The following is a 19,719-nucleotide window of genomic DNA, read 5'->3' as shown; positions in this document are numbered from 1 at the left end:
CTCTAATTCAACTTTGTTCCCCCAATTTTATCAGTCTGTGAGTCACGAAAAAATTCGTTGGCATGTATCGCATTGCAAATGTGAAACTATTTATTTTGTTATAAAAGAGTAAAATCACCATATTTAATTGTTCTCAATTTCATTTGTAAATATTTTTTTTGAATTTATTATTAAACACAAAAAAAGTGAAACCGAAATTTCACTTTTTTTTTATTAACCATATCTGCAAAATTAATATCCGAATATTTCTTCCAAAGAAACTTCGTGCAATGTGCCCATTTTATTTATTGCAACCATATCAAGATTTTCTTTTTTACCGATAACTGCGGTATTATATTTCAATGGTTTCATCTGTGAATCATAGAAAGTCGTAAGATCTGCCAAAGACAATTTTTCGATTTCTTTGTAAATATCCTTTCTTACATCGTAATCAACTCCTAATTTTTTCAGATTTAACTGATTGAAATAAATATTCGTTCTATTGATTCTTCCGGAAGCAATTTGTTTCAACGCCGCATTTTTAGCATTTTCAAACTGTGCCGGGATTTGCGGAAGATTTTCCATTAATTCATCCATGGCAGTAACTGCTTGCGGAAGTTTGTTGGCTTGAGTTCCGATATAAGTCGTCACATAATCAGGACGGTTTAACTCGCTGCTTGACGCATAAGAAACATAAGCAGAATACGCTAAACTCTTACTCTCACGGATTTCCTGGAAAACGATTGACGATAATCCCCGTCCAAAATATTCATTGAAAACACTGATTTTCCCAAGGTTCTCTAAATTGACATTCGGTCCTTTTGCCACTTTACTCATTTCGGTTTGCACCATATCGTAATTGGTAAAATATACATTGCCGTTGGTTGCCGGTTCAGGATAGTCGTTTTTCGCAGGAACTTTCAAGGTTTCCTTTTCTACGAAAGGTTTTGCATATTTTTTGAAAGCGTTAAAATTCTGTCCGTAAAAGAAAATCTCATAAGGCATCTTCAACAAATTCTGAATTTTATTCGTCATATCTACCGAATTGATTGCCTCTAACTGCGATTTCGAAAGCACATCTGAAAAGCGCGATACCTTGCCATATTTTGCGTAATTAGACAGAGCGGCCATAATTCTTGCCTTGTCCTTTTTGGCAACTTCGCGACCTTCCAAAATGGTTTTCACATTTTCTTCGTATACCTTCTGATCTGGTTTTGCGTTCTGCATCCAGTTTTTTAACAGCTCGATTGCTTTTGGCATATTTTCTTCTAAACCGCTTAACGAGATTCTCAACTGATCCTGTGAAGTTCTGAAATCATTAGAAATACCCAACTTAAAGAATTCTTTTTTAAGGTCTTCCGCAGATAATTTATTGGTTCCTAAATATTGCAATACCTGAGTTGCCAGAGCTAATTCTTTGTCATTGTCGCTTCCGAAAGGGAAAACAAAATGAGCCTGGGCAATATCATTGTATTTATTATGTACGAAACTTACTTTTTTATCACCGATTTTATCCGTTTTGAGCACTTTTGCATAATCGATAAATTCAGGTTTAATTTCAGAAGATTTCTCCGCTAAAATTCCTTTTAAAAACGGAGACTGTGCATCCCGGTTTAATTTAATTGGAGTAATTCCCGGATTTTCTACGCGGACTAATTTATCATTAACGCCTTTTTCTTTTTTAATGATGACATAATTATCTTTAAAGAAATCGTTGGCAAATTTCACCACGTCGGCTTTCGTAATCTTCTCGTATTCATTGATCTCATTCAGTTCCTGCTCCCAAGTTCTGTCGTTGATGTAACTTCCGTACAATGAAGTCGCCAATCCGTCAGCGGTTTCATACGTTTTCATGCGCTGGATTTTCATATCATTAATGATGGCCGGAATCAACCAATCCTGGAATTCTCCTTTTTTCACCAAATCAATTTGATCCAACATTAATTTTTTAGCTTCGTCGAAAGTCTGGTCATTTTTCGGAACAATAATCAATGAAAAACTTCCATAATTTTTAAACGCGGACTCGTAAGCCATTGCTCTCAGCGCTTTTTGTTTTTGATTAATGTTTAAATCAATCAAACCGGAATCTCCGGAGTTGGTCAGAATATTTCCGACGATGTCCGCAAGTCTCGCATTTTGAGTTCCGTAAGAATCAGATCTCCACGATAGTTGTAACCTTGGTGCAGAAGGACTTTTAACCGTTCTTTCTACAATTTTGGTCATCGGTTTTTCAGTGATCGTTTGTTTTTTCGGCAATTCTTTGTATTCAAAACTTCCGAAATACTGATCTACCAGTTTAATGGTTTTGTCGTAATCTAAATCTCCCACCAAAACCATGGCGTAATTGTTAGGCACATAATATTCATCAAAATATTTGTGAATCGCCACCATGGATGGGTTTTTCAAATGCTCTGATTTCCCGATGGTCGTTTGCTGACCATTTGGATGAGTTGGGAAAAGCGCGTCCATTAATTCATAATTCACCAACCGTCCGTCGTTATCCTGAGCACGGTTATATTCTTCATAAACCGCTTCCAGTTCGGTATGGAATAATCTTAAAGTTAATTCAGAGAATCTTTCTTTCTCCACTTTCAGCCATTTTTCGAGTTCGTTGTTTGGAATATTATTTTTATAAACGGTTTCATCCAACCAAGTGTGCGCATTGGTTCCCGACGCGCCCAGCGAAGAAATCGCTTTATCATATTCGTTGGCGATTGCAAATTTACTTGCCTCTTGCGAAACTTCATCTATTTTTTTGTAGATGGCTTTCTTTTTTTCCGGATCCTTTTCCGCTTTGTGCTGGTCGTACAGTTTAGAAATTTCTTCTAAAAGCGGTTTTTCTTTTGCCCAGTCTGCACTTGCAAGATTAGAGGTTCCTTTGAACATCATGTGTTCCAGATAATGCGCTAATCCTGTATTGTCAGCAGGATCATTATTACTTCCGGTTCTTACAGGAATATAGGTTTGGATTTTCGGTGCGTCATCGTTTTTCGCAAGGAACACTTTTAATCCATTTTTTAAAGTATAAATTCTTACGCCTGTTTTATCATTGATAACGGTTTCGTATTGATAACCGCTTTTGTCAGTCGTTTTCGTAGTTTCAAATTTCTGTGCGTTGCTCATCGTGAGTGCTCCAATAATTGTTATTGTTGTTAATATTTTCTTCATAGTTTAATTATCCGATGGTTATAATCCGTAGTTTTATTTAAAAAATTACATTGGTTGATGAGGCTTCAGCATGTTTGCAGGATCCAGAATTTCATTTAATCTTTCTTCAGATAAAATCCCGCGCTCCAACACTAAATCGTAAACACTTCTGCCTGTTTCCAAAGCTTCTTTGGCAATTTCTGTTGAATTTTTATAACCGATATAAGGATTTAAAGCAGTTACAATACCGATACTGTTTCTCACCATATTCAAACAGGCCTCTTTGTTTGCCGTAATTCCTACGATACATTTTTCTCTTAAAGTATCCATCGCATTTCCTAAGAAAATCATGCTTTCCATAATTGAATGTGAAAGAACAGGTTCCATTACATTTAATTGTAATTGGCCTGCTTCTGCCGCAAAAGTCACCGTCAAATCATTTCCGATTACTTTAAAACAAACCTGATTGACCACTTCCGGAATTACAGGATTTACTTTTCCCGGCATGATTGAAGAACCAGGTTGCATTGCGGGAAGATTGATTTCAAAAAAGCCCGCTCTGGGACCTGAGGAAAGCAAACGCAAATCATTACAGATTTTAGAAAGTTTGACCGCTAATCTTTTTAAAGCCGAAGAATAAATGACATAAGCGCCTGTGTCTGGAGTTGCTTCTACCAAGTTGGGTGCAGAAATAACAGAAAACCCGGTCAATTCAGCAAGGTTTTTAGCACATAAATTCGCATAACCAACCGGCGCATTTAATCCAGTTCCGATGGCGGTTGCTCCCATATTCACCTCCACAAAAAGGTTGGCATTCGCATTTAATTTAGAAATATCTTCTTCCAGAGTTGCCGCATAAGCTTCGAACTCCTGACCCATACTCATCGGAACGGCATCCTGCAGCTGTGTTCTGCCCATTTTAATAACGGGTGCAAACTCTTTCCCTTTTTCACGAAATGCTTCTACTATTTTCTTGAGTTTTTCTACCATCTCTATATTCATAGAAAGCAAAGCCATTTTTAATGAAGTTGGATAAGCATCATTTGTCGATTGCGAAAGGTTGATATGATCGTTTGGCGAACAATACTGGTAATCACCTTTTTCTTTTCCTAATTTTTCTAAAACCCTGTTTGCAATAACTTCATTGGCGTTCATATTGACCGAAGTTCCTGCTCCACCCTGAATCATATCAATCGGGAATTGCTCATGCAGATTTCCGGCGATAAGCTCCTCACAGGTTTCGGCAATCATTTTATATAGATTCTCATCAAGCAATCCCAGTTCATAATTGGTTTTTGCAGCTGCTTTTTTCACTATCGCCAACGCTTTAATAAAATGCGGATAAGAAGAAAGAGTTTGCCCTGAAATTTTAAAGTTATCAATAGCACGCTGGGTTTGCACTCCGTAATATGCATTTTGGGGCACTTGTAAAGTTCCTAATAAATCGCTTTCATTTCTGAAATGTTCCATAAAATAATTTGTTGAAAGGTTAAGATTATTTACTGAATTTATTAAATTGATTTAAGTTAAGTCTAAAAAAAGAGGCGATAATTTATCGCCCATTTTAAGAATTGTAAAGATATTTATTTATTTGGATACTTCAAGTTTAACGCTTGTAAAATTGCCCAAGTTTCTGCATCCATCATCCCGGAATAATTTTGAGGCCGGAAATGATATTGAAAAACTTCAATGGTTTTCTTCGTAGCATCATCATATACTCCATTTGGATTAATATCATACCCGAAATTACGCAAGGCAGTTTGAATTTTAAACAGGAATGACGGAACGGTCATCTGCAAGGCATAATCTTCCAAAACCGCTGTCGTATAGAAGTTTTCTTTAACACCTTCGTCGTACCACATCCCAACTTGGTAGTCATCGTATAACTTCTTCCATGGAAATTTAGGCCCAGGATCTTGCTTTCTGGTTGGTGCAATATCAGAATGTCCTAAAACATTGGTCGGCGGAATCATATACCGGTTGGCAAGATCCTTTACCAAAGCAGCCACTTTCTTGACCTGTGCTTCAGAATATTCAGGGAAAATTTTCATTCCATTGGGATCTGTTTTATAACCTGCATTTACAATCTCAATCCCAATAGAAGTATCATTCAGCATTTTGTCGTTTCGCCAGGTACTGATTCCAGCGTGATAAGCCCTTTTATTCTCATCAACCAATTGATAAATTTCATTATCTCCTAAATCATTAACTAAATAATGGGCGCTCACCGACTGCTGAGTCAGAACATTTACCGATTTATCTTCATCCAAAGCAGTATAATGCACAATTATATATTTCTGCCGAAAATTTTGTCCAACTGCCGGAAAGAAAGTTTTCACTACTTTATATCCAGCAGGATTCGCAGAAACAATAGAACCATAACTGGCCGTATTGTCATTTTTAGTAACATCACCGATGTTTTCTCTAAAAAATTCGACCCCACCTTCATGTTGAATTTTCGGTTTATGAGCGGGAATTTCTGGTTTTGTAGCTGAAACTTGGGGCAATGTAGGTTTTGCAGCTACGGCTTGTGAATTTTTTTGGGTTCCACAAGAAATAATCAGAAGACCTAAGGATATGACAGATAATGAATTACGCATTCGTTTTTAAATATTTTAAAATTAGAGTCAAAAATACGAATATTTTTTAGGAATTTCTTTTGGTTTATAACGAAAACTCTTTTATATTTGCACTCGCAATTACAGAACAGAAGCTCTTATAAATATTGCAATGGAGAGTTGCCTGAGTGGCCGAAAGGACTTGTTTGCTAAACAAGCGTATGGGAAACTGTACCAAGGGTTCGAATCCCTTACTCTCCGCAACTTCCACAAAAAATTATTCGGGGCGTAGCGTAGTCCGGTCATCGCGCCTGGTTTGGGACCAGGAGGTCGCAGGTTCGAATCCTGCCGCCCCGACTTTATAAAAAAATTCTCTTTACCCAATGAGATTTTTTTTTAAATCCCATGTTTTAATAATTTTCTCAAAATTATAAATGGGTGCGTAGCTCAGCTGGATAGAGCATCTGCCTTCTAAGCAGACGGTCACAGGTTCGAATCCTGTCGCGCTCACTGAAAAAGATCGAGAATTTTCTCTATCTTTTTTTTGTTTAATTGGAGAGGAGAGTTGCCTGAGTGGCCGAAAGGACTTGTTTGCTAAACAAGCGTATGGGAAACTGTACCAAGGGTTCGAATCCCTTACTCTCCGCAGCAATCGCAAAAATCACTCGGGGCGTAGCGTAGTCCGGTCATCGCGCCTGGTTTGGGACCAGGAGGTCGCAGGTTCGAATCCTGCCGCCCCGACTTTATAAGGAAGCTCTTTCGAGAGTTTTCTTTTTTTAAAAAACTTCATCTTCCCAACGATGAGTTTGAAAAATCCTAATATTTGGGTGCGTAGCTCAGCTGGATAGAGCATCTGCCTTCTAAGCAGACGGTCACAGGTTCGAATCCTGTCGCGCTCACTGAAAAGACTGAGAATATTTCTCGGTCTTTTTTTGTTTAAATGATTCTTCCTAATTAGATTACTTCCTATTCAATTCCTAAATTTGCACTTCATTAAATAAAATTTATGTCTTTACAAATCATCAACCTGACCAAAAAATTTGGAGATCAAACCGCTTTGAATAATATCAATATTGAAATCGACCGTAATGAGATTATTGGACTTCTCGGGCCGAATGGTGCAGGAAAATCTACGTTGATGAAATCGATTGTCGGGGCGCTGAAAATTGATGAAGGTCAAATTATTTTTAATGGAAAAGATATTCGTGAAGATGAGATTGAAGTAAAGAAAAACATGGGATTTTTACCGGAAAACAATCCTCTTTACAGCGAAATGTATGTGAAAGAATATTTAAATTTCGTGGCGGACATCCATCAAGTTTCAAAACAGAGAATCCACGAAGTAATTGAATTGGTGGGCATCACCCCAGAAAAATCGAAAAAGATTTCGCAACTTTCAAAAGGATACCAACAAAGAGTTGGTCTCGCTCAAGCTATTTTACATTCGCCTGATTTGCTGATTTTAGATGAACCCACCAATGGTCTGGATCCGAACCAAATTATCGAAATCAGAAATGTGATTAAAGAAATTGGGAAAGAAAAAACGGTAATTCTCTCTACTCACATCATGCAGGAAGTAGAAGCACTGTGTTCGCGGGTCATTTTGATTCACCAGGGAAACATTATCCAGGATTGTAATATCGAAGAATTTAAAGGCAAATACAGCAGTCTGGAAGAAGCTTTTGCCAGCTATACCCATTAAACAAAAAAGCCCTGAACTTAACATTCGGGGCTTTTCAATAGATTTGATTTCTTAAATTTTTTCGATATTATCGGTCAAAACGTCGATAAAGTTTTTCAAAGGTTTTTCGACCATCATTTTGATAAACGGATTAAATTTACCTTCAAAAAGCAACTGAACTTCAGTTTGATTTTCATTAACCGGATTCATCATTCCTTTTAATGCAAAATCCAGGCTCGAACTTGCGGATTTCAAAGTCACTTGATTTTCTGTAACTTCATCAATGATCAAAGCGATTTCCGGCATTCCTTTTAAACTGAATTTAAAACCTTGGTCACGAACTTCAAAACTCTGTAAAGAATCCGGCATCAGATCTCTGTACCCTTCTGGAGTGTTTAACATAGAAACCAACTCAGCTCCCGATTTATTTACGATAATTTTTCGTCCTTCTAAATTCATTTTTATATTTTTGTATTAAATAAAGCGTTGCAAATGTATAAAGTTTTTGTGAATGAAAAAAAATTATCGATTAGTAAATATCCGGAAGATATAGAAAAGAAACTACGGTATGAAGGATTTGCGACTTTAGAAATGGCAATCGATCTTTTAGAGAACACTTCTTGCCCGGAACTTAACATTTACGGTGATGATCTTGAAGATATTTGGGAAGATTTCACCAAAATCTTTAAAGTAATTGAAGCAGCAGGCGGTGTTGTAAGCAATCAAAAAGAAGAAATTCTGTTTATCCGCCGTTTAGGTAAATGGGATTTAGCAAAAGGGAAAATAGAAAAAGGAGAATCTCTGGAACAGGCAGCATTGCGGGAAATAGAGGAAGAAACCGGTCTTAAGGAACTTATTTTAGAAGATTATTTAAACACGACTTTTCACATTTATACCGAAAGAAACGGCAAAAAAATACTGAAAACAACTTACTGGTTCAGTGTCAGTTATCTTGGGACTTCGGATCCTGTGCCACAAATAGAAGAAGGAATTTCTGAAGTTTCCTGGAAAAACGAAAAACAAATTATTGCAGAAGTTTTTCCAATGACCTTTGAAAATATCAAATTAATCCTCAATGATTTTTGGCGCAAAGACTAACCGATGAATTCTAAAATTTGTTCTAACGCAACACCACGTGAAGCTTTTAACAAAATATTTTTGGATTCAATGGTATTACTTTTTAAATATTCTGAAAGTTCTTTTGCATCCTGATAGGATTTCGAAAAATGATTTATATTCTTAAATTCATTTCCTACCGTAATAATTTCATCAAAATTAAGAGATCTCGCCAGGTCCAGAATCGCCTGATGTTCTGTTTCTGATTCTTCGCCCAACTCTAACATATCACCGATGATAATGGTTTTGCTGCCATTAAAATTATTAAAGTTTTTTAAAGACTCGCTCATCGAGCTGGGATTGGCATTATACGTATCGAGTACAAAAGTTTTCCCGTTCTTTTCTACAACCTGCGACCGCATATTGGTTGGCAAATAATTTTCAATGGCATTTTTAATTTGATCAAAATGCAAATCAAAATGTAAACCCAAACTTGCCGCCGCACAAAGATTGGTGAAATTATAATTTCCCGTAAGCTTCGATATCGCCTGATTTCCCCCATAAATCAATCCGACTGAATTGTCTTTTGAAACCTGTTGAAATTGATAATCAGAAGTTTCTGCACCAAAAGTGATTGTTGGCTGGTACCCTTCTGTTTTTTCAAGTTGAATCGGATCATTTTCATTAACCAGAATAGTTTGCGACTGATTTTCCAAATAATCATATAATTCAGATTTGCCTTTAATGACTCCTTCGAAACCGCCGAAACCCTCAAGATGTGCTTTGCCGAAATTGGTAATATAGCCATAGTTAGGTTGTGCAAGATCACAAAGCAGTTCGATTTCTTTCTGGTGGTTCGCACCCATTTCAATCACCGCGATCTCATTTTCTGGTTTTATCGAAAGTAAAGTCAGCGGAACACCAATATGATTATTAAGGTTTCCAAAAGTATACTGTACGTTATATTTCTGCGAAAGAACCGCATGAATGATTTCTTTGGTGGTCGTTTTACCATTACTCCCGGTGAGGCCGATAACGGGAATTTCAAGTTGGTTTCTATGATGTTTTGCAAGATCCTGCAGGAATTTCAGAGTTGAGGGAACATAGAAAATATTTCTCTTTTCATTTTCAAATTCCTTCTGTTCCACAATAACTGCCAGCGCTCCTTTGTCAATGGCATTTTCAGCTAATTTTGCGGCATTAAAAGTTGCACCGGAAAAGGCAAAAAACACATCGTTTTGTTCAATATTTCTACTATCGATAGTTACTTTCCCGCATTTTAAAAAAACGGGATAAAAAGAAATTGCATTCATAGGTCAAAAATAAAAAATCCTTCTGCATAAACAGAAGGATTTTTAAATATTTATTAAATTTTATCTTTTGGTTCTTCCTTTTCCGTTTGACTTCGCATCCTGTGCAACGCGGAATCCTACCCAACCGTAAGCTTTTCCTTCATCACGGAATCTTCTTTGTCCCGGATCAAGCCAGTAAGCTCCATCTAACCAGGAACCACCTTTGATTACTCTAACTTCATTCGATAATGCGGTCGTTCTGGAAGTTTTGTCTTTTTGAAGAACTACTCTACCTCTGCCGTCTACAATAAATCTTTTTTGTTTAGAATTGTACATGTTATAGCCCAGAGTCGAACTGTCTTCTGCCTTTCCGTACCCTGCATCCAGAGACGACTGAAAATCACCGTCACGGAAGTTTCTGTTATCAGCGACAACTTCTCTTTCGTACTGACCTGGCAATCCTCTATAAACCAATCGGCCATCAGCTAACGTATCATATTTCACAGCGTCAACTTTTTTGAAAGTCCCATCTGCATTTTTTACGATTTCTTTTGCTATATTTCCTCTGTAATAATTAAAGTCACTTGCCTCCTGATCGATAATTGGTCTGTAAACGTCGGCAGTCCATTCAGAAACATTGCCAAACATTCCGAAAATCCCTAAGTTATTAGAAGGATATCTTTTTACGTCTGCTGTAGTTGGTGATCCATCGTTTTTCCAACCTGGAACACCGGAATAATCTCCACTTCCCTGTTTGAAGTTCTCTAAATACATTCCACGATCTCTACCTTTCTTTCCTTTTAATTTATCAATTTCAGGTTTTTTGCTGGTGTAAAGATTGTATTCTCTTTCTTTTTGCATTCCCAGCGCCGCAAATTCCCATTCTACCTCAGTTGGCAAGCGGAACTTTTCTACCACTCCTGCAGTTGAATTTCTGTTCGCTGCAACGATTCTTGCATTTTTGGTTTTTATCCCACTTTTCTGCTGCAAACGCTGCTTGTTGATATAAGCTTCCATTTCTGGATCATTTCCTTTGAATTTATCTAAATTAAAGGCGCTTGCCCCTTGATTGTTCGAATCGTTGGTGTATAAATCTTTCGAAATAACCCCTTGCTCCATCAACGCTTTTTCATTGGCACGATCTGTTAACCAATCACAATATCTGGAAGCTTGCAACCAAGACACACCTACTACAGGATAGTAATCATACTCTGGCGAACGGAAATAAGTTTCTGCAAAATCGTTTCTGGACAGTTTATTATTCCAAACCAAAGTATCTGGAAGTGCTCCTGTATAAATTTCTTTAAAACTCGGGTCAGAAGGAGGGAAAACATATTTCAACCAGGTCACATATTCTCTATATTCGTAATTGGTAATCTCTGTTTCGCCGATGAAGAAAGAACTCACCTGCATTCTTTTTGGCGTATTATTCCAGTCATGCATCACGTCATCTTTCACCAAGCCCATGGTAAATGTTCCGCCTTCCACATAAACCATTCCTGGCCAGCCTTTTTGTTTCTGTTGTTTTCCGGTAAAGAACCAACCTTTTTGATCGTTGGGTTTCCAACCGGTTTTACTTGTAAAACGTTTTGTACCACCACCTTTCTTGCTGTTGCCACCACTGCCGCAACTCATCAGGATAAGTGTTGAACTTAACGCCATTATTGTAAACAACTTTAGTCTATTCATAGTAAATTTAGAATTTATCAAGGTACAAAGAAAAAATAAATTATTTAATAAATCAAATTAAAGATTGATTTTTTGCAGAACGTCAACAATTTAATTTTATTGTATCATATTATTATATAATAATTTTCGTTTAATTTGTAATGGGCAAATTAACCAGCAAATGAAACGCAATTTAACACTCTTTTTAGTATTTTTATTCAGTTCTTTTTCTTTTTCACAAACCACCAAAATAAATTGGGAAGGAAGCACCGTTATTGATTACGGAAGCAGCAAAGTTACTGTTCCTTTTTTTAAAAATGAAAGTTTTGTATATGAAGATGGCGGCGTTTATCTGCGAATGGTAGAAAAATACGGTGGTACTGACAGAAAAGTCACCAATTTGGTTTGGGAAAAAATATCCGCAAAGGAACTTTTCGACATCAATGATTATAATCTTCCTACCGAAGATCAATCGGAAGTGAGTGATTACACGAATCCATACACTCAGGAAAAAAGCAACAATATTCGGGTTGCTGCCTTAAAATTTGAAAAAGGAACGATTTACCGACTCACTTCTTTCACCATGATCAATGTTGAAAAGAAGGTGCAAAATTTAAATACCGCAAGTAAAATCGGAACAGTTGAAAATCCATTGAAACAGGGGAATTTTTATAAAATTAAAGTTGACAAATCGGGTGTTTTTAAAATCACCGCAAAATTCCTGCGGGACAATGGAATAAATCCCGCCAATATCAATCCGAAAAATTTTAGAATTTATGGAAATGGTGGATTGATGTTGCCTGAACATAATCAGGACTACCGTTTCGATGCTCTGCAGGAAAATGCAATACAGGTTTTCGGTGAAGATGACGGCGTGTGGAATGAGGAGGATTACGCTCTTTTCTATGCACAGGGTCCTAACGGTTATAATCTGTTCAAAAGCAGTAATGGCAGCGGTAACAGGAGAATAGAAACGCGAACGGATAGGTCCAATAACTTTATTAACATCTACGAAGACTTCGCTTACTATTTCATCAATTTCGATACAGGAGCTGGCAAGAGAATTCAAGCAAGCGACGTCCCGATTAATTCAAATATCATTTCCCGCTATGATGAATATCAATACATTAATGAAGAGAAATTCAATTTAATGAAAATTGGTAGAATCTGGACTGGCGATGCTTTTAATACTAATAAAACAGTCACTTTTACAACCAAATCTCCGATTCAACCGGCTGATGTTATTTCATACCGGTCACGATATATTGCTTACCAATCACAAGGCAATAAAATGACGGTGAACATAAATACTATAAATCCGGTCACTTTTTCGGTTTCGCCAGATGATAAAAGAGAATATATACCGGTAGTTTATAACGGTTCGGTAAGTAATTTACAGGGCAATCAAGTCTCGTTTAATTATGAGCCAAACTCTGCCAGTAATCCTAATGGTAAATTTTATTTTGATTATGCTGAAGTTCAATATAAAGAAGATTTGAAGTTCAATAATACCCAAATGAATTTTAGAAGATATGATATTGTGGAGCAAAGTGGTAATACATACACTTTTAATTTATCTGATGCCTCTTCAGTAGATCAAGTCTGGCAAGTTTCTGACATTACGAATGTCGTTAACAAAGTAAATAAATCTGGAAACTCAGCGAATTTTAATTTTGGTTATATCGCAAACAGCAACACCTTCGTGAATGAGTTTGTCGCCTTTAAAAACAATGAAACTTTTTCTCCTTCTTTTGTTGGAAAAATTGATAATCAGGATTTAGCGGGTTTACAAAATATCGATTATCTGATGATTACGGTTCCCGAGATGATGGGACAGGCTCAGCGTCTTGCCAATTTTTACCAGGGAAAATATAATGTAGCGGTAGTTGACGTTAACAAAATCTACAATGAATTCAGCAGTGGAAGCCGGGATATTACCGCAATCAGAGACTTTGCAACCCGACTGAATACGCCATCAGGAAAATTGAAATATCTTTTTATTTTAGGAGATACTTCTTATGATTTCAAAGGTAAAACTTACCCAGGTTCGTCAGTGGTACCAAGTTACCAAAGTGAAGAAAGTGGTAATTACTCCGATTCATTTGTAACCGACGATTATTTTGTAATGACCAGTCCACAAAGTATTGGCGCAGTAAATGTCTCTGCAACATTACCCAACTTGCCGGTAGGTAGATTACCTGCTGCCAATATGTCTGAAGCCAAACTTTTGATTGACAAAGCTTTATCTTATAACAATGCAAATCCCGGTCAATCAACTCCTTTTGGCGAATGGCGAATGAAAATGGATTTCGTAGTGGATGATGATGCCGACAACCAGTTTCCTTTCCACAATACAATGAACGCTTCCTTGGTCAATGTATTCGAAACAGGAGCATTAAGAAAAGAATACAATATCCGCAAACTTTATTTAGATGCATTCCCAGCACAGACTTCTGCCGGCGGTCAAAGATACCCGCAAGTTAACCAGGCGATCTCAAATGATGTCGGCAACAGTCTTTACCTGTTCTATTTCGGTCATGGTGGAATCAATGGTTGGGCACAGGAAAGAGTTTTAACAATCGATCAGATTCAGAATTTCAATAATTACAATAATATCTATTCGCGTTTTCCGTTGGTTTCAACGATTACGTGTGAATTTACCCTTTGGGATGATCCGGGAACTTTTTCTGCCGGCGAGCAGGTCATTAAATCAAAAACCGGAGGAGCATCAACGATGATTACTTCCAGCCGGGCGATTGGAGTTGGTTATGGTGAAGATTTCACCACTATTTTCACCAAACATATTTTTGATTTGGAAAATGACGATTTTTTAAATCTTGGTGATGCCTTATTAAAAGCAAAAATTCAAAAAGGTCCATCGAATGACCATTTGAAAGTCAACTTTCTGGGAGATCCTGCTACAAAATTAAGCCGCCCAAAACGATTAATTACCATCGATGAAATCGACTCTCCGGTTCCGGGGCAGTTTCGTGCATTGGATTTTGTAAAAATAAAAGGACATATTACAATAGCTGATGGAAGCGTAGATGAATCCTTTAATGGAAGAGTTGCGGTGAATATTTTTGATAAACGGCTGACCAAAAAAACACTCAATAATGATGGAATGCCGAAAATGAATCCGGTATTAACGTACACCGAAGAAGGCAGCCCAATTGTAAAATCTTCGGGAGTTGCCACCAATGGCGTTTTCTCTGTAGAATTCTATGTCCCGAAAGATATTAATTATGAATCTGGACCAGGAAGAATTTTAATTTACGCTGACAACAAAGTGTTCGATGTTTTTAATAATCAAACCCAGACCATTGGAGGAATTAATCCAGATGGAATCAATGATACAGAAGCTCCAAAAGTAAAATTGTACATGAACAACACCAATTTTGCAGATGGTGGCATTACCGATCAGAATCCCCTACTCCTTGCCTGTGTAACCGACGACAAAGGAATCAACTCCACCGGTTCTGGTATTGGGCATGATGTCACCGTGGTTCTCGACGGTAAAATTATCGACACCGTTGTTCTGAATGATTTCTATTTTTCGGGGGATGGAAATGGATGTACTAATCCTTCCCTATTAGATTATCAAAAAGGAAACGTAACTTACCCCTTCAGAAATTTAACACCTGGTGAGCATCAGTTAACATTTAAAGTTTGGGACATTAACAATAATTCAACGACTGCGACGTTAAACTTTATAGTTAAGGACGAAAGCGACCAAAATTTAATCGTTAAAAAATTGTTAAATTGGCCAAATCCTTTTACCAATAAAACCTATGTTCAGTTTGAACATAATTGCGATGATGTTTTAGACGTGAATGTTCAGATTTATACCATTACCGGTAAATTGGTAAGAACCCTCAGCACCACGGTTACGGCAGAACCTTTCCTGCAAGGATTCAGAACACCGAGAACAGCGATTGAATGGGATGGAAATGATGATTTCGGCGATGCAGTTGGTAAAGGAACTTATATATTTAAAATTTTCGCACGCAGCCAAAATCAGGACAAATGCAAAGGAAGTGCAACTGCGGTCGAAAAAATGGTTTTATTAAAATAATTGAAAAAAATTTATAACGACAAAAATTGACTTTATGACATTGACTAAAAAACTATTTTTAGGATTAGGACTGGGAATGAGTGTTGCGGCTTATTCGCAGACCCAAACAGTCTTAACCGGTGCACCATTCCTAAGAATATCGCCCGATGCAAGAGCAGGAGGAATGGGAGATCAGGGGGTTGCAACCACCAGCGACGCTTTTTCCCAGTTCTGGAATGCAGCGAAATACCCTTTCAGTAAAACAACTTCTGCCATTGGGATCAACTATACGCCCTACATGAGTAAATTAACCAATGATGTTTTCTTACTTTACGGCGCTTATCATCAGTTTTTAGGAGATGAAGAAAGAGCTACGATTTCTGCAAGTATTTATTATTTCAACATGGGTGAGGTAGAGCTTACCAAATTGGCAATCGGTGGGCAAGGTTTTGAGAAAGGAGGATTTGCAAAACCAAACGAATTTTCAATCGACCTGGCTTATGCTCTAAAACTTTCAGACTACTATTCAATGGCGGTTACCGGCCGGTTTATCCGGTCTGATTTGTCGGGAGGATTTAACTCAGACAGCAACTTAAAAGCTGCAAACTCTTTCGCAGTTGATGTTTCAGGATATTTTCAATCGGAAAAACACAGCAGTATCAACGATTTTGAAGGTCGTGTAAAAGGAGGTTTTGCCGTTCAAAATTTAGGTCCGAGATTAGATTATACCGGTGATGAAGAATCCAGATCTTATCTTCCGACCATGGCGAGATTAGGTGCTGGTTATGATTTATTTCTTGATGATTTAAACAGAGTTGGCCTTAATTTCGAAGCTTCAAAACTTTTGGTTCCGGGTCCTGACCAAACCGGTAATGTTCCGAATGTGGGCGTAATCGATGGAATCGGAAAATCATTCAGCAATCAAAAAAGCATGATGTTCAGCGGTGCGGTTGAATATGAATATGACAATGCATTTGCCGTACGGGGTGGTTATTTCCACGAAAGCGTAGAACAGGGTGGCAGACAATATGCAACAGTAGGCGTTGGTTTGAAATACCAGTCTTTCGGATTAGATATGTCTTATTTAATTAATACCTCAAAAACAAATTCAGCTTTAGATAATACGCTTCGGTTTGGATTAACCTGGAATATCGGTGAAGAATCTTCGAATGCTCAGGATTATTAATAAAACTTAATTCAAAAATAAAAAGTCTCAAATATTTTGAGGCTTTTTTTTGACCTTAAAAGTTTAAATTTGTAAAATGAACTACGCAACCGAATTAAAAAAATTTGCAACGAGCCAGGCAATTTCCTCGGCGGTTCGTATTTCGCTGGCTATTGTTTTGCCCAGTGTAATTCTGGCTCATTTTGGTTTGCTCAAGGATTTTTTTCTCTTTCCGCTTGCCACCAGTTTTGTAGGGCTTACAGATCAGCCCGGACCTTTTATACGCAGAAGAAATGCTTTAATCCTGGCGATTGCTTCTTTTTTCCTCGTGTCAATCGTGGCCAGTGTTATCAAAAATTTCCCGGTTCTAATTTATCCGGAAATTATTATTTTCAGCATTTTCTTTACCATGATCGGCGTTTTTGGCCAGCGATTGGCTGCGGTGGGTTCTTTGTCTTTAGTGGTTTTGGCTATTTTTATAGACGGCCATTTAACGGGAGGTCATATTATTAAAAGTTCCCTGATTTTTCTCGCCGGTTCTATCTGCTACTTCCTGATTTTTCTGATTGTTTCCAAAATGCAGCCTTACAAGCTCGCAGGACAGATGATTGGTGAAAATTATCTCGAACTTGCAAAATACCTTTCGCTGAAATCAAAATTTTATTTAAAGGATCCTAATTTTGACAATCTCTATTCTCAGATTATTACCAAACAGATTTCAATTAAAAATCTTCAGGAAGAAACCCGGGAGACCGTTTTTAAAACCCGGAAAATTGTCAACGAATCCACAACTACGAGCCGGTTGCTGATGCTGATGTTCCTTAATTCGATTGATTTGCACGAAAAACTGATGACTTCTGAAACTGATTACCGCAAGGTTCAGGAAAACTTTGGTGCAACAGAATTTCTGAACGCTTTGGGAATTTATCTGCAAATGCTTTCAGAAGAAATGAGCAATATCGGGATTGCACTGCAAAGCGGCACCAAAGCAAAACCTATCCGCCATATCGACGAATCGCTGGAGAAAATATATAATGATTATTTTGATTTGCGAAACAGTAAATTAACACCAGAAACGCTGGAGGATTTTATGACTTTACGATTAATTCTGAATAGAATCACCGTGATATCAGATGAAATAAAAACCATCTACAAAGTTTTCAGCCAAGATCTAAAAATGGCAAAAAGTCTTTCGACAGGACTTGATGTCGAAAAATTTGTGACCGCAGAGGAGAAACTGAACAGCAAAATATTTCTTGCCAATTTTTCTTTGAAGTCAACGCACTTCCGCCATGCGATCCGGATTACAGTCGCTTTAGTGGTAGGTTACTTTATTTCTCAGCTCACGTTTTTGGGAATCGGTCATTCTTACTGGATTTTTATCACCATTGTAGCGATTTTAAAACCCGCTTATGCCACAACAAAACACCGGAATCTTTTACGGTTATACGGAACGGTGGCCGGAGCTTTGGTGGCTTACGCAACGCTGTATTTCATTCCATTTCAGAATGTGCTGTTTGTCCTTTTCGTATCGGCCATGGTATTGTGTTTTGCTTTTCTGAAAACCAACTATTCGGTAGCCGTCTTTTTCATGACGATCTATATTTTTCTTGCCTTTAATATTTTAAATCCGGGAAACTTAAACACGATTTTTAAAGACCGGATTCTGGACACCGCCATTGCGGGTGCCGTGGCTTTTGTAGTCTCCTATTTTGTTTTACCGGTTTGGGAACATACCCAAAATCTGGATCTCATGAAGAAATCTGCTGAGAGCAATTTCAAATATTTCTCTGCCGCTATGGCTTTTTTTAAAGATGAAAATATTGGAATTGAAGATTACAAACTCAAAAGAAAAGCCGCCGTTATCGACCTGGCCAATCTTTCTGATAGTTTTCAAAGGATGATTTCTGATCCGAAAAACCAACAGAAAAAATTAGAACATCTGCATCAGTTTGTCATCACTTCCCATTTAATTACGGCGTATATCGCTTCGTTTTCTCAATATTCAGAGACCTCCAGGCATTATCCCGAAATTGATTTTAATGGTTGGGATCTAAAGATTTCCGCAGAATTAGTGAGAACGAAATTAATTTTAAATCAAAAAAACCTTCATCAAAGTATTTTGCAGGAAAGCAAACTCGAACCGGAAGACTCTGTAGAAACGCTGCTGGAAAAACGAAAAAAAGAGCTGCAGGAAAATGAATTCTTTGACCGCCGCGATCCGGGCAGAATCACCCATTTAACGGAACTGAAAAATTTAAAGGAAATTCTGGAATTGATTTATGATGTGGCAAGAGAGCAACGAAAAGTCGTCGAAAATTTAGAGCCGGAGCTTCAGTCAACAATGGTGAAACAGTAATTTTCGAAAAACTCAACGCGTGCTTTGTACAGATCCGAAACATGCTCATCGTGTACCCGACATTTTATATTAAAAGGAAAATCTAAGCTGAAAGGTTTTACTTCATAATGTTTTTTCAATGACCAATAATTCGAATGATGAATTTTGTACAGACTTTCTTTCAGCGACCAGATAACGGTGAGATAGGCAACTTCTTTATCTTTTTCGATAAAACCACTTTCCTCATCCTGTAAAAATTTGTGCTGAATTCTGGTAATTTTCTGATTAAAAGGTTCTACATCAATCCCAACTTTATTTTTCGAAATCGCCAAAGCGGCAAAGGGAAAAGAATGCGTTACCGAGATTTCATAATCGTTTGGAAACAAATAAGGGATTCTCTCATTATAAAGAATTTTGTGATCCGGCAAAACCGATTTCAATATTTTTCTGACCAGCAGCGTTTCCTTTAATTTGGTCGGATGGTAATCTTTAATTTTATCAAAATTCTCTTCTTCTAACAGAAACTCTACATCCAAATCCTCTTCTTCACCATACTTCCAAAGAAGAATGGTTGCTTGATCATCTGAAAAATCCCGGTAAAGTGGCATTGAAAATTTATTAGACGGTAAAATTACACAATTCTTTAAATACGTCATTGCCAAATTTTAAATTTGCCAGCATGTTTCATTCTCTTTAATTCATTTGAACAATAGATTAAAAACATAATCGGTATTTGGTAATTGAACGAAATTTAAAGAAAGACATTTCGTATCTTTGCACC

Annotated in this window: 12 protein-coding genes and 6 tRNA genes; 11 read left to right on the top strand and 7 right to left on the bottom strand. The window is 37.3% G+C overall.

Going from position 1 to position 19,719, the window contains the following annotated elements:
• Nucleotides 1-231 precede the first annotated feature (231 nt).
• The 3 genes from QGN23_RS00355 to QGN23_RS00345 all read right to left on the bottom strand — a co-directional run bounded on the left by QGN23_RS00355 (nt 232) and on the right by QGN23_RS00345 (nt 5,726).
• Complete coding sequence (locus tag QGN23_RS00355) at nt 232-3,147, bottom strand: M16 family metallopeptidase (protein ID WP_282905078.1); 2,916 nt, start codon at nt 3,145-3,147, stop codon at nt 232-234.
• A gap of 45 nt (nt 3,148-3,192) precedes the next feature.
• Nucleotides 3,193-4,596 carry an aspartate ammonia-lyase gene (gene aspA, locus QGN23_RS00350; protein ID WP_282905077.1) on the bottom strand — a complete coding sequence of 468 codons (1,404 nt, stop codon included), beginning with the start codon at nt 4,594-4,596 and terminating at the stop codon, nt 3,193-3,195.
• Between the two features lie 113 nt (nt 4,597-4,709).
• Nucleotides 4,710-5,726 (bottom strand): N-acetylmuramoyl-L-alanine amidase, encoded by a 1,017-nt coding sequence (locus QGN23_RS00345; protein WP_282905076.1) that lies wholly within the window; start codon nt 5,724-5,726, stop codon nt 4,710-4,712.
• 132 nt (nt 5,727-5,858) lie between these two features.
• Here QGN23_RS00345 and QGN23_RS00340 point away from each other — a divergent pair.
• The 7 genes from QGN23_RS00340 (at nt 5,859) to QGN23_RS00310 (ending at nt 7,386) form a co-directional block, all read left to right on the top strand.
• Nucleotides 5,859-5,945, top strand: a tRNA-Ser gene (locus QGN23_RS00340).
• 21 nt (nt 5,946-5,966) lie between these two features.
• A tRNA-Pro gene (locus QGN23_RS00335) sits at nt 5,967-6,041 on the top strand.
• 79 nt (nt 6,042-6,120) lie between these two features.
• Nucleotides 6,121-6,194 (top strand) — tRNA-Arg (locus QGN23_RS00330).
• Between the two features lie 49 nt (nt 6,195-6,243).
• Nucleotides 6,244-6,330: transfer RNA gene (locus QGN23_RS00325), tRNA-Ser, on the top strand.
• 20 nt (nt 6,331-6,350) lie between these two features.
• Nucleotides 6,351-6,425 (top strand) — tRNA-Pro (locus tag QGN23_RS00320).
• An 84-nt stretch (nt 6,426-6,509) separates the two neighbouring features.
• Nucleotides 6,510-6,583: transfer RNA gene (locus tag QGN23_RS00315), tRNA-Arg, on the top strand.
• Nucleotides 6,584-6,690: 107 nt separating this feature from the next.
• Entirely contained in the window at nt 6,691-7,386 is a 696-nt protein-coding gene (locus QGN23_RS00310) for an ABC transporter ATP-binding protein (RefSeq protein WP_282905075.1), read from the top strand.
• 51 nt (nt 7,387-7,437) lie between these two features.
• Here the strand turns inward: QGN23_RS00310 and QGN23_RS00305 are convergent, their stop codons facing one another.
• Complete coding sequence (locus tag QGN23_RS00305) at nt 7,438-7,824, bottom strand: SRPBCC family protein (protein ID WP_282905074.1); 387 nt, start codon at nt 7,822-7,824, stop codon at nt 7,438-7,440.
• A gap of 33 nt (nt 7,825-7,857) precedes the next feature.
• On the opposite strand from QGN23_RS00305, the gene QGN23_RS00300 reads away from it, so the two are divergent.
• A complete protein-coding gene (locus QGN23_RS00300) occupies nt 7,858-8,463 on the top strand; it encodes an NUDIX hydrolase (RefSeq protein ID WP_282905073.1) in 606 nt (201 codons plus the stop codon).
• Here the strand turns inward: QGN23_RS00300 and QGN23_RS00295 are convergent.
• The gene (locus tag QGN23_RS00295; protein ID WP_282905072.1) at nt 8,460-9,734 is read right to left on the bottom strand and encodes a UDP-N-acetylmuramoyl-tripeptide--D-alanyl-D-alanine ligase; all 1,275 of its coding nucleotides are present in this window, start codon (nt 9,732-9,734) and stop codon (nt 8,460-8,462) included. The genes QGN23_RS00300 and QGN23_RS00295 overlap by 4 nt on opposite strands.
• Nucleotides 9,735-9,794: 60 nt before the next feature.
• On the bottom strand, nt 9,795-11,402 hold the full coding sequence (gene gldJ, locus QGN23_RS00290) for a gliding motility lipoprotein GldJ (RefSeq protein ID WP_282905071.1): 1,608 nt from the start codon (nt 11,400-11,402) through the stop codon (nt 9,795-9,797).
• Between the two features lie 160 nt (nt 11,403-11,562).
• Here gldJ and porU point away from each other — a divergent pair, with 160 nt between their 5' ends.
• From porU to QGN23_RS00275, 3 genes are all read left to right on the top strand, one after another.
• On the top strand, nt 11,563-15,456 hold the full coding sequence (gene porU, locus QGN23_RS00285; RefSeq protein WP_282905070.1) for a type IX secretion system sortase PorU: 3,894 nt from the start codon (nt 11,563-11,565) through the stop codon (nt 15,454-15,456).
• 34 nt (nt 15,457-15,490) lie between these two features.
• On the top strand, nt 15,491-16,621 hold the full coding sequence (gene porV, locus QGN23_RS00280; protein ID WP_282905069.1) for a type IX secretion system outer membrane channel protein PorV: 1,131 nt from the start codon (nt 15,491-15,493) through the stop codon (nt 16,619-16,621).
• Between the two features lie 76 nt (nt 16,622-16,697).
• Complete coding sequence (locus QGN23_RS00275) at nt 16,698-18,959, top strand: FUSC family protein (protein WP_282905068.1); 2,262 nt, start codon at nt 16,698-16,700, stop codon at nt 18,957-18,959.
• Here the strand turns inward: QGN23_RS00275 and QGN23_RS00270 are convergent.
• Complete coding sequence (locus QGN23_RS00270; protein WP_282905067.1) at nt 18,935-19,594, bottom strand: 4'-phosphopantetheinyl transferase family protein; 660 nt, start codon at nt 19,592-19,594, stop codon at nt 18,935-18,937. The genes QGN23_RS00275 and QGN23_RS00270 overlap by 25 nt on opposite strands.
• Between the last annotated feature and the right edge of the window lie 125 nt (nt 19,595-19,719).

The sequence above is a fragment of the Chryseobacterium gotjawalense genome, from assembly GCF_030012525.1.
GTDB classification, from domain to species: domain Bacteria; phylum Bacteroidota; class Bacteroidia; order Flavobacteriales; family Weeksellaceae; genus Kaistella; species Kaistella gotjawalense.
This window is presented reverse-complemented; position numbering and strand designations above follow the sequence as displayed.

Bases quoted from the DNA above. Each gene is read 5' to 3' on its own strand.
- QGN23_RS00300 (WP_282905073.1), top strand. From the start codon at position 7,858: ATGTATAAAGTTTTTGTGAATGAAAAAAAATTATCGATTAGTAAATAT.
- QGN23_RS00305 (WP_282905074.1), bottom strand. From the start codon at position 7,824: ATGAATTTAGAAGGACGAAAAATTATCGTAAATAAATCGGGAGCTGAG.
- porV (WP_282905069.1), top strand. From the start codon at position 15,491: ATGACATTGACTAAAAAACTATTTTTAGGATTAGGACTGGGAATGAGT.
- aspA (WP_282905077.1), bottom strand. From the start codon at position 4,596: ATGGAACATTTCAGAAATGAAAGCGATTTATTAGGAACTTTACAAGTG.
- porU (WP_282905070.1), top strand. From the start codon at position 11,563: ATGAAACGCAATTTAACACTCTTTTTAGTATTTTTATTCAGTTCTTTT.
- QGN23_RS00295 (WP_282905072.1), bottom strand. From the start codon at position 9,734: ATGAATGCAATTTCTTTTTATCCCGTTTTTTTAAAATGCGGGAAAGTA.
- QGN23_RS00355 (WP_282905078.1), bottom strand. From the start codon at position 3,147: ATGAAGAAAATATTAACAACAATAACAATTATTGGAGCACTCACGATG.
- QGN23_RS00270 (WP_282905067.1), bottom strand. From the start codon at position 19,594: ATGACGTATTTAAAGAATTGTGTAATTTTACCGTCTAATAAATTTTCA.
- gldJ (WP_282905071.1), bottom strand. From the start codon at position 11,402: ATGAATAGACTAAAGTTGTTTACAATAATGGCGTTAAGTTCAACACTT.
- QGN23_RS00345 (WP_282905076.1), bottom strand. From the start codon at position 5,726: ATGCGTAATTCATTATCTGTCATATCCTTAGGTCTTCTGATTATTTCT.
- QGN23_RS00310 (WP_282905075.1), top strand. From the start codon at position 6,691: ATGTCTTTACAAATCATCAACCTGACCAAAAAATTTGGAGATCAAACC.
- QGN23_RS00275 (WP_282905068.1), top strand. From the start codon at position 16,698: ATGAACTACGCAACCGAATTAAAAAAATTTGCAACGAGCCAGGCAATT.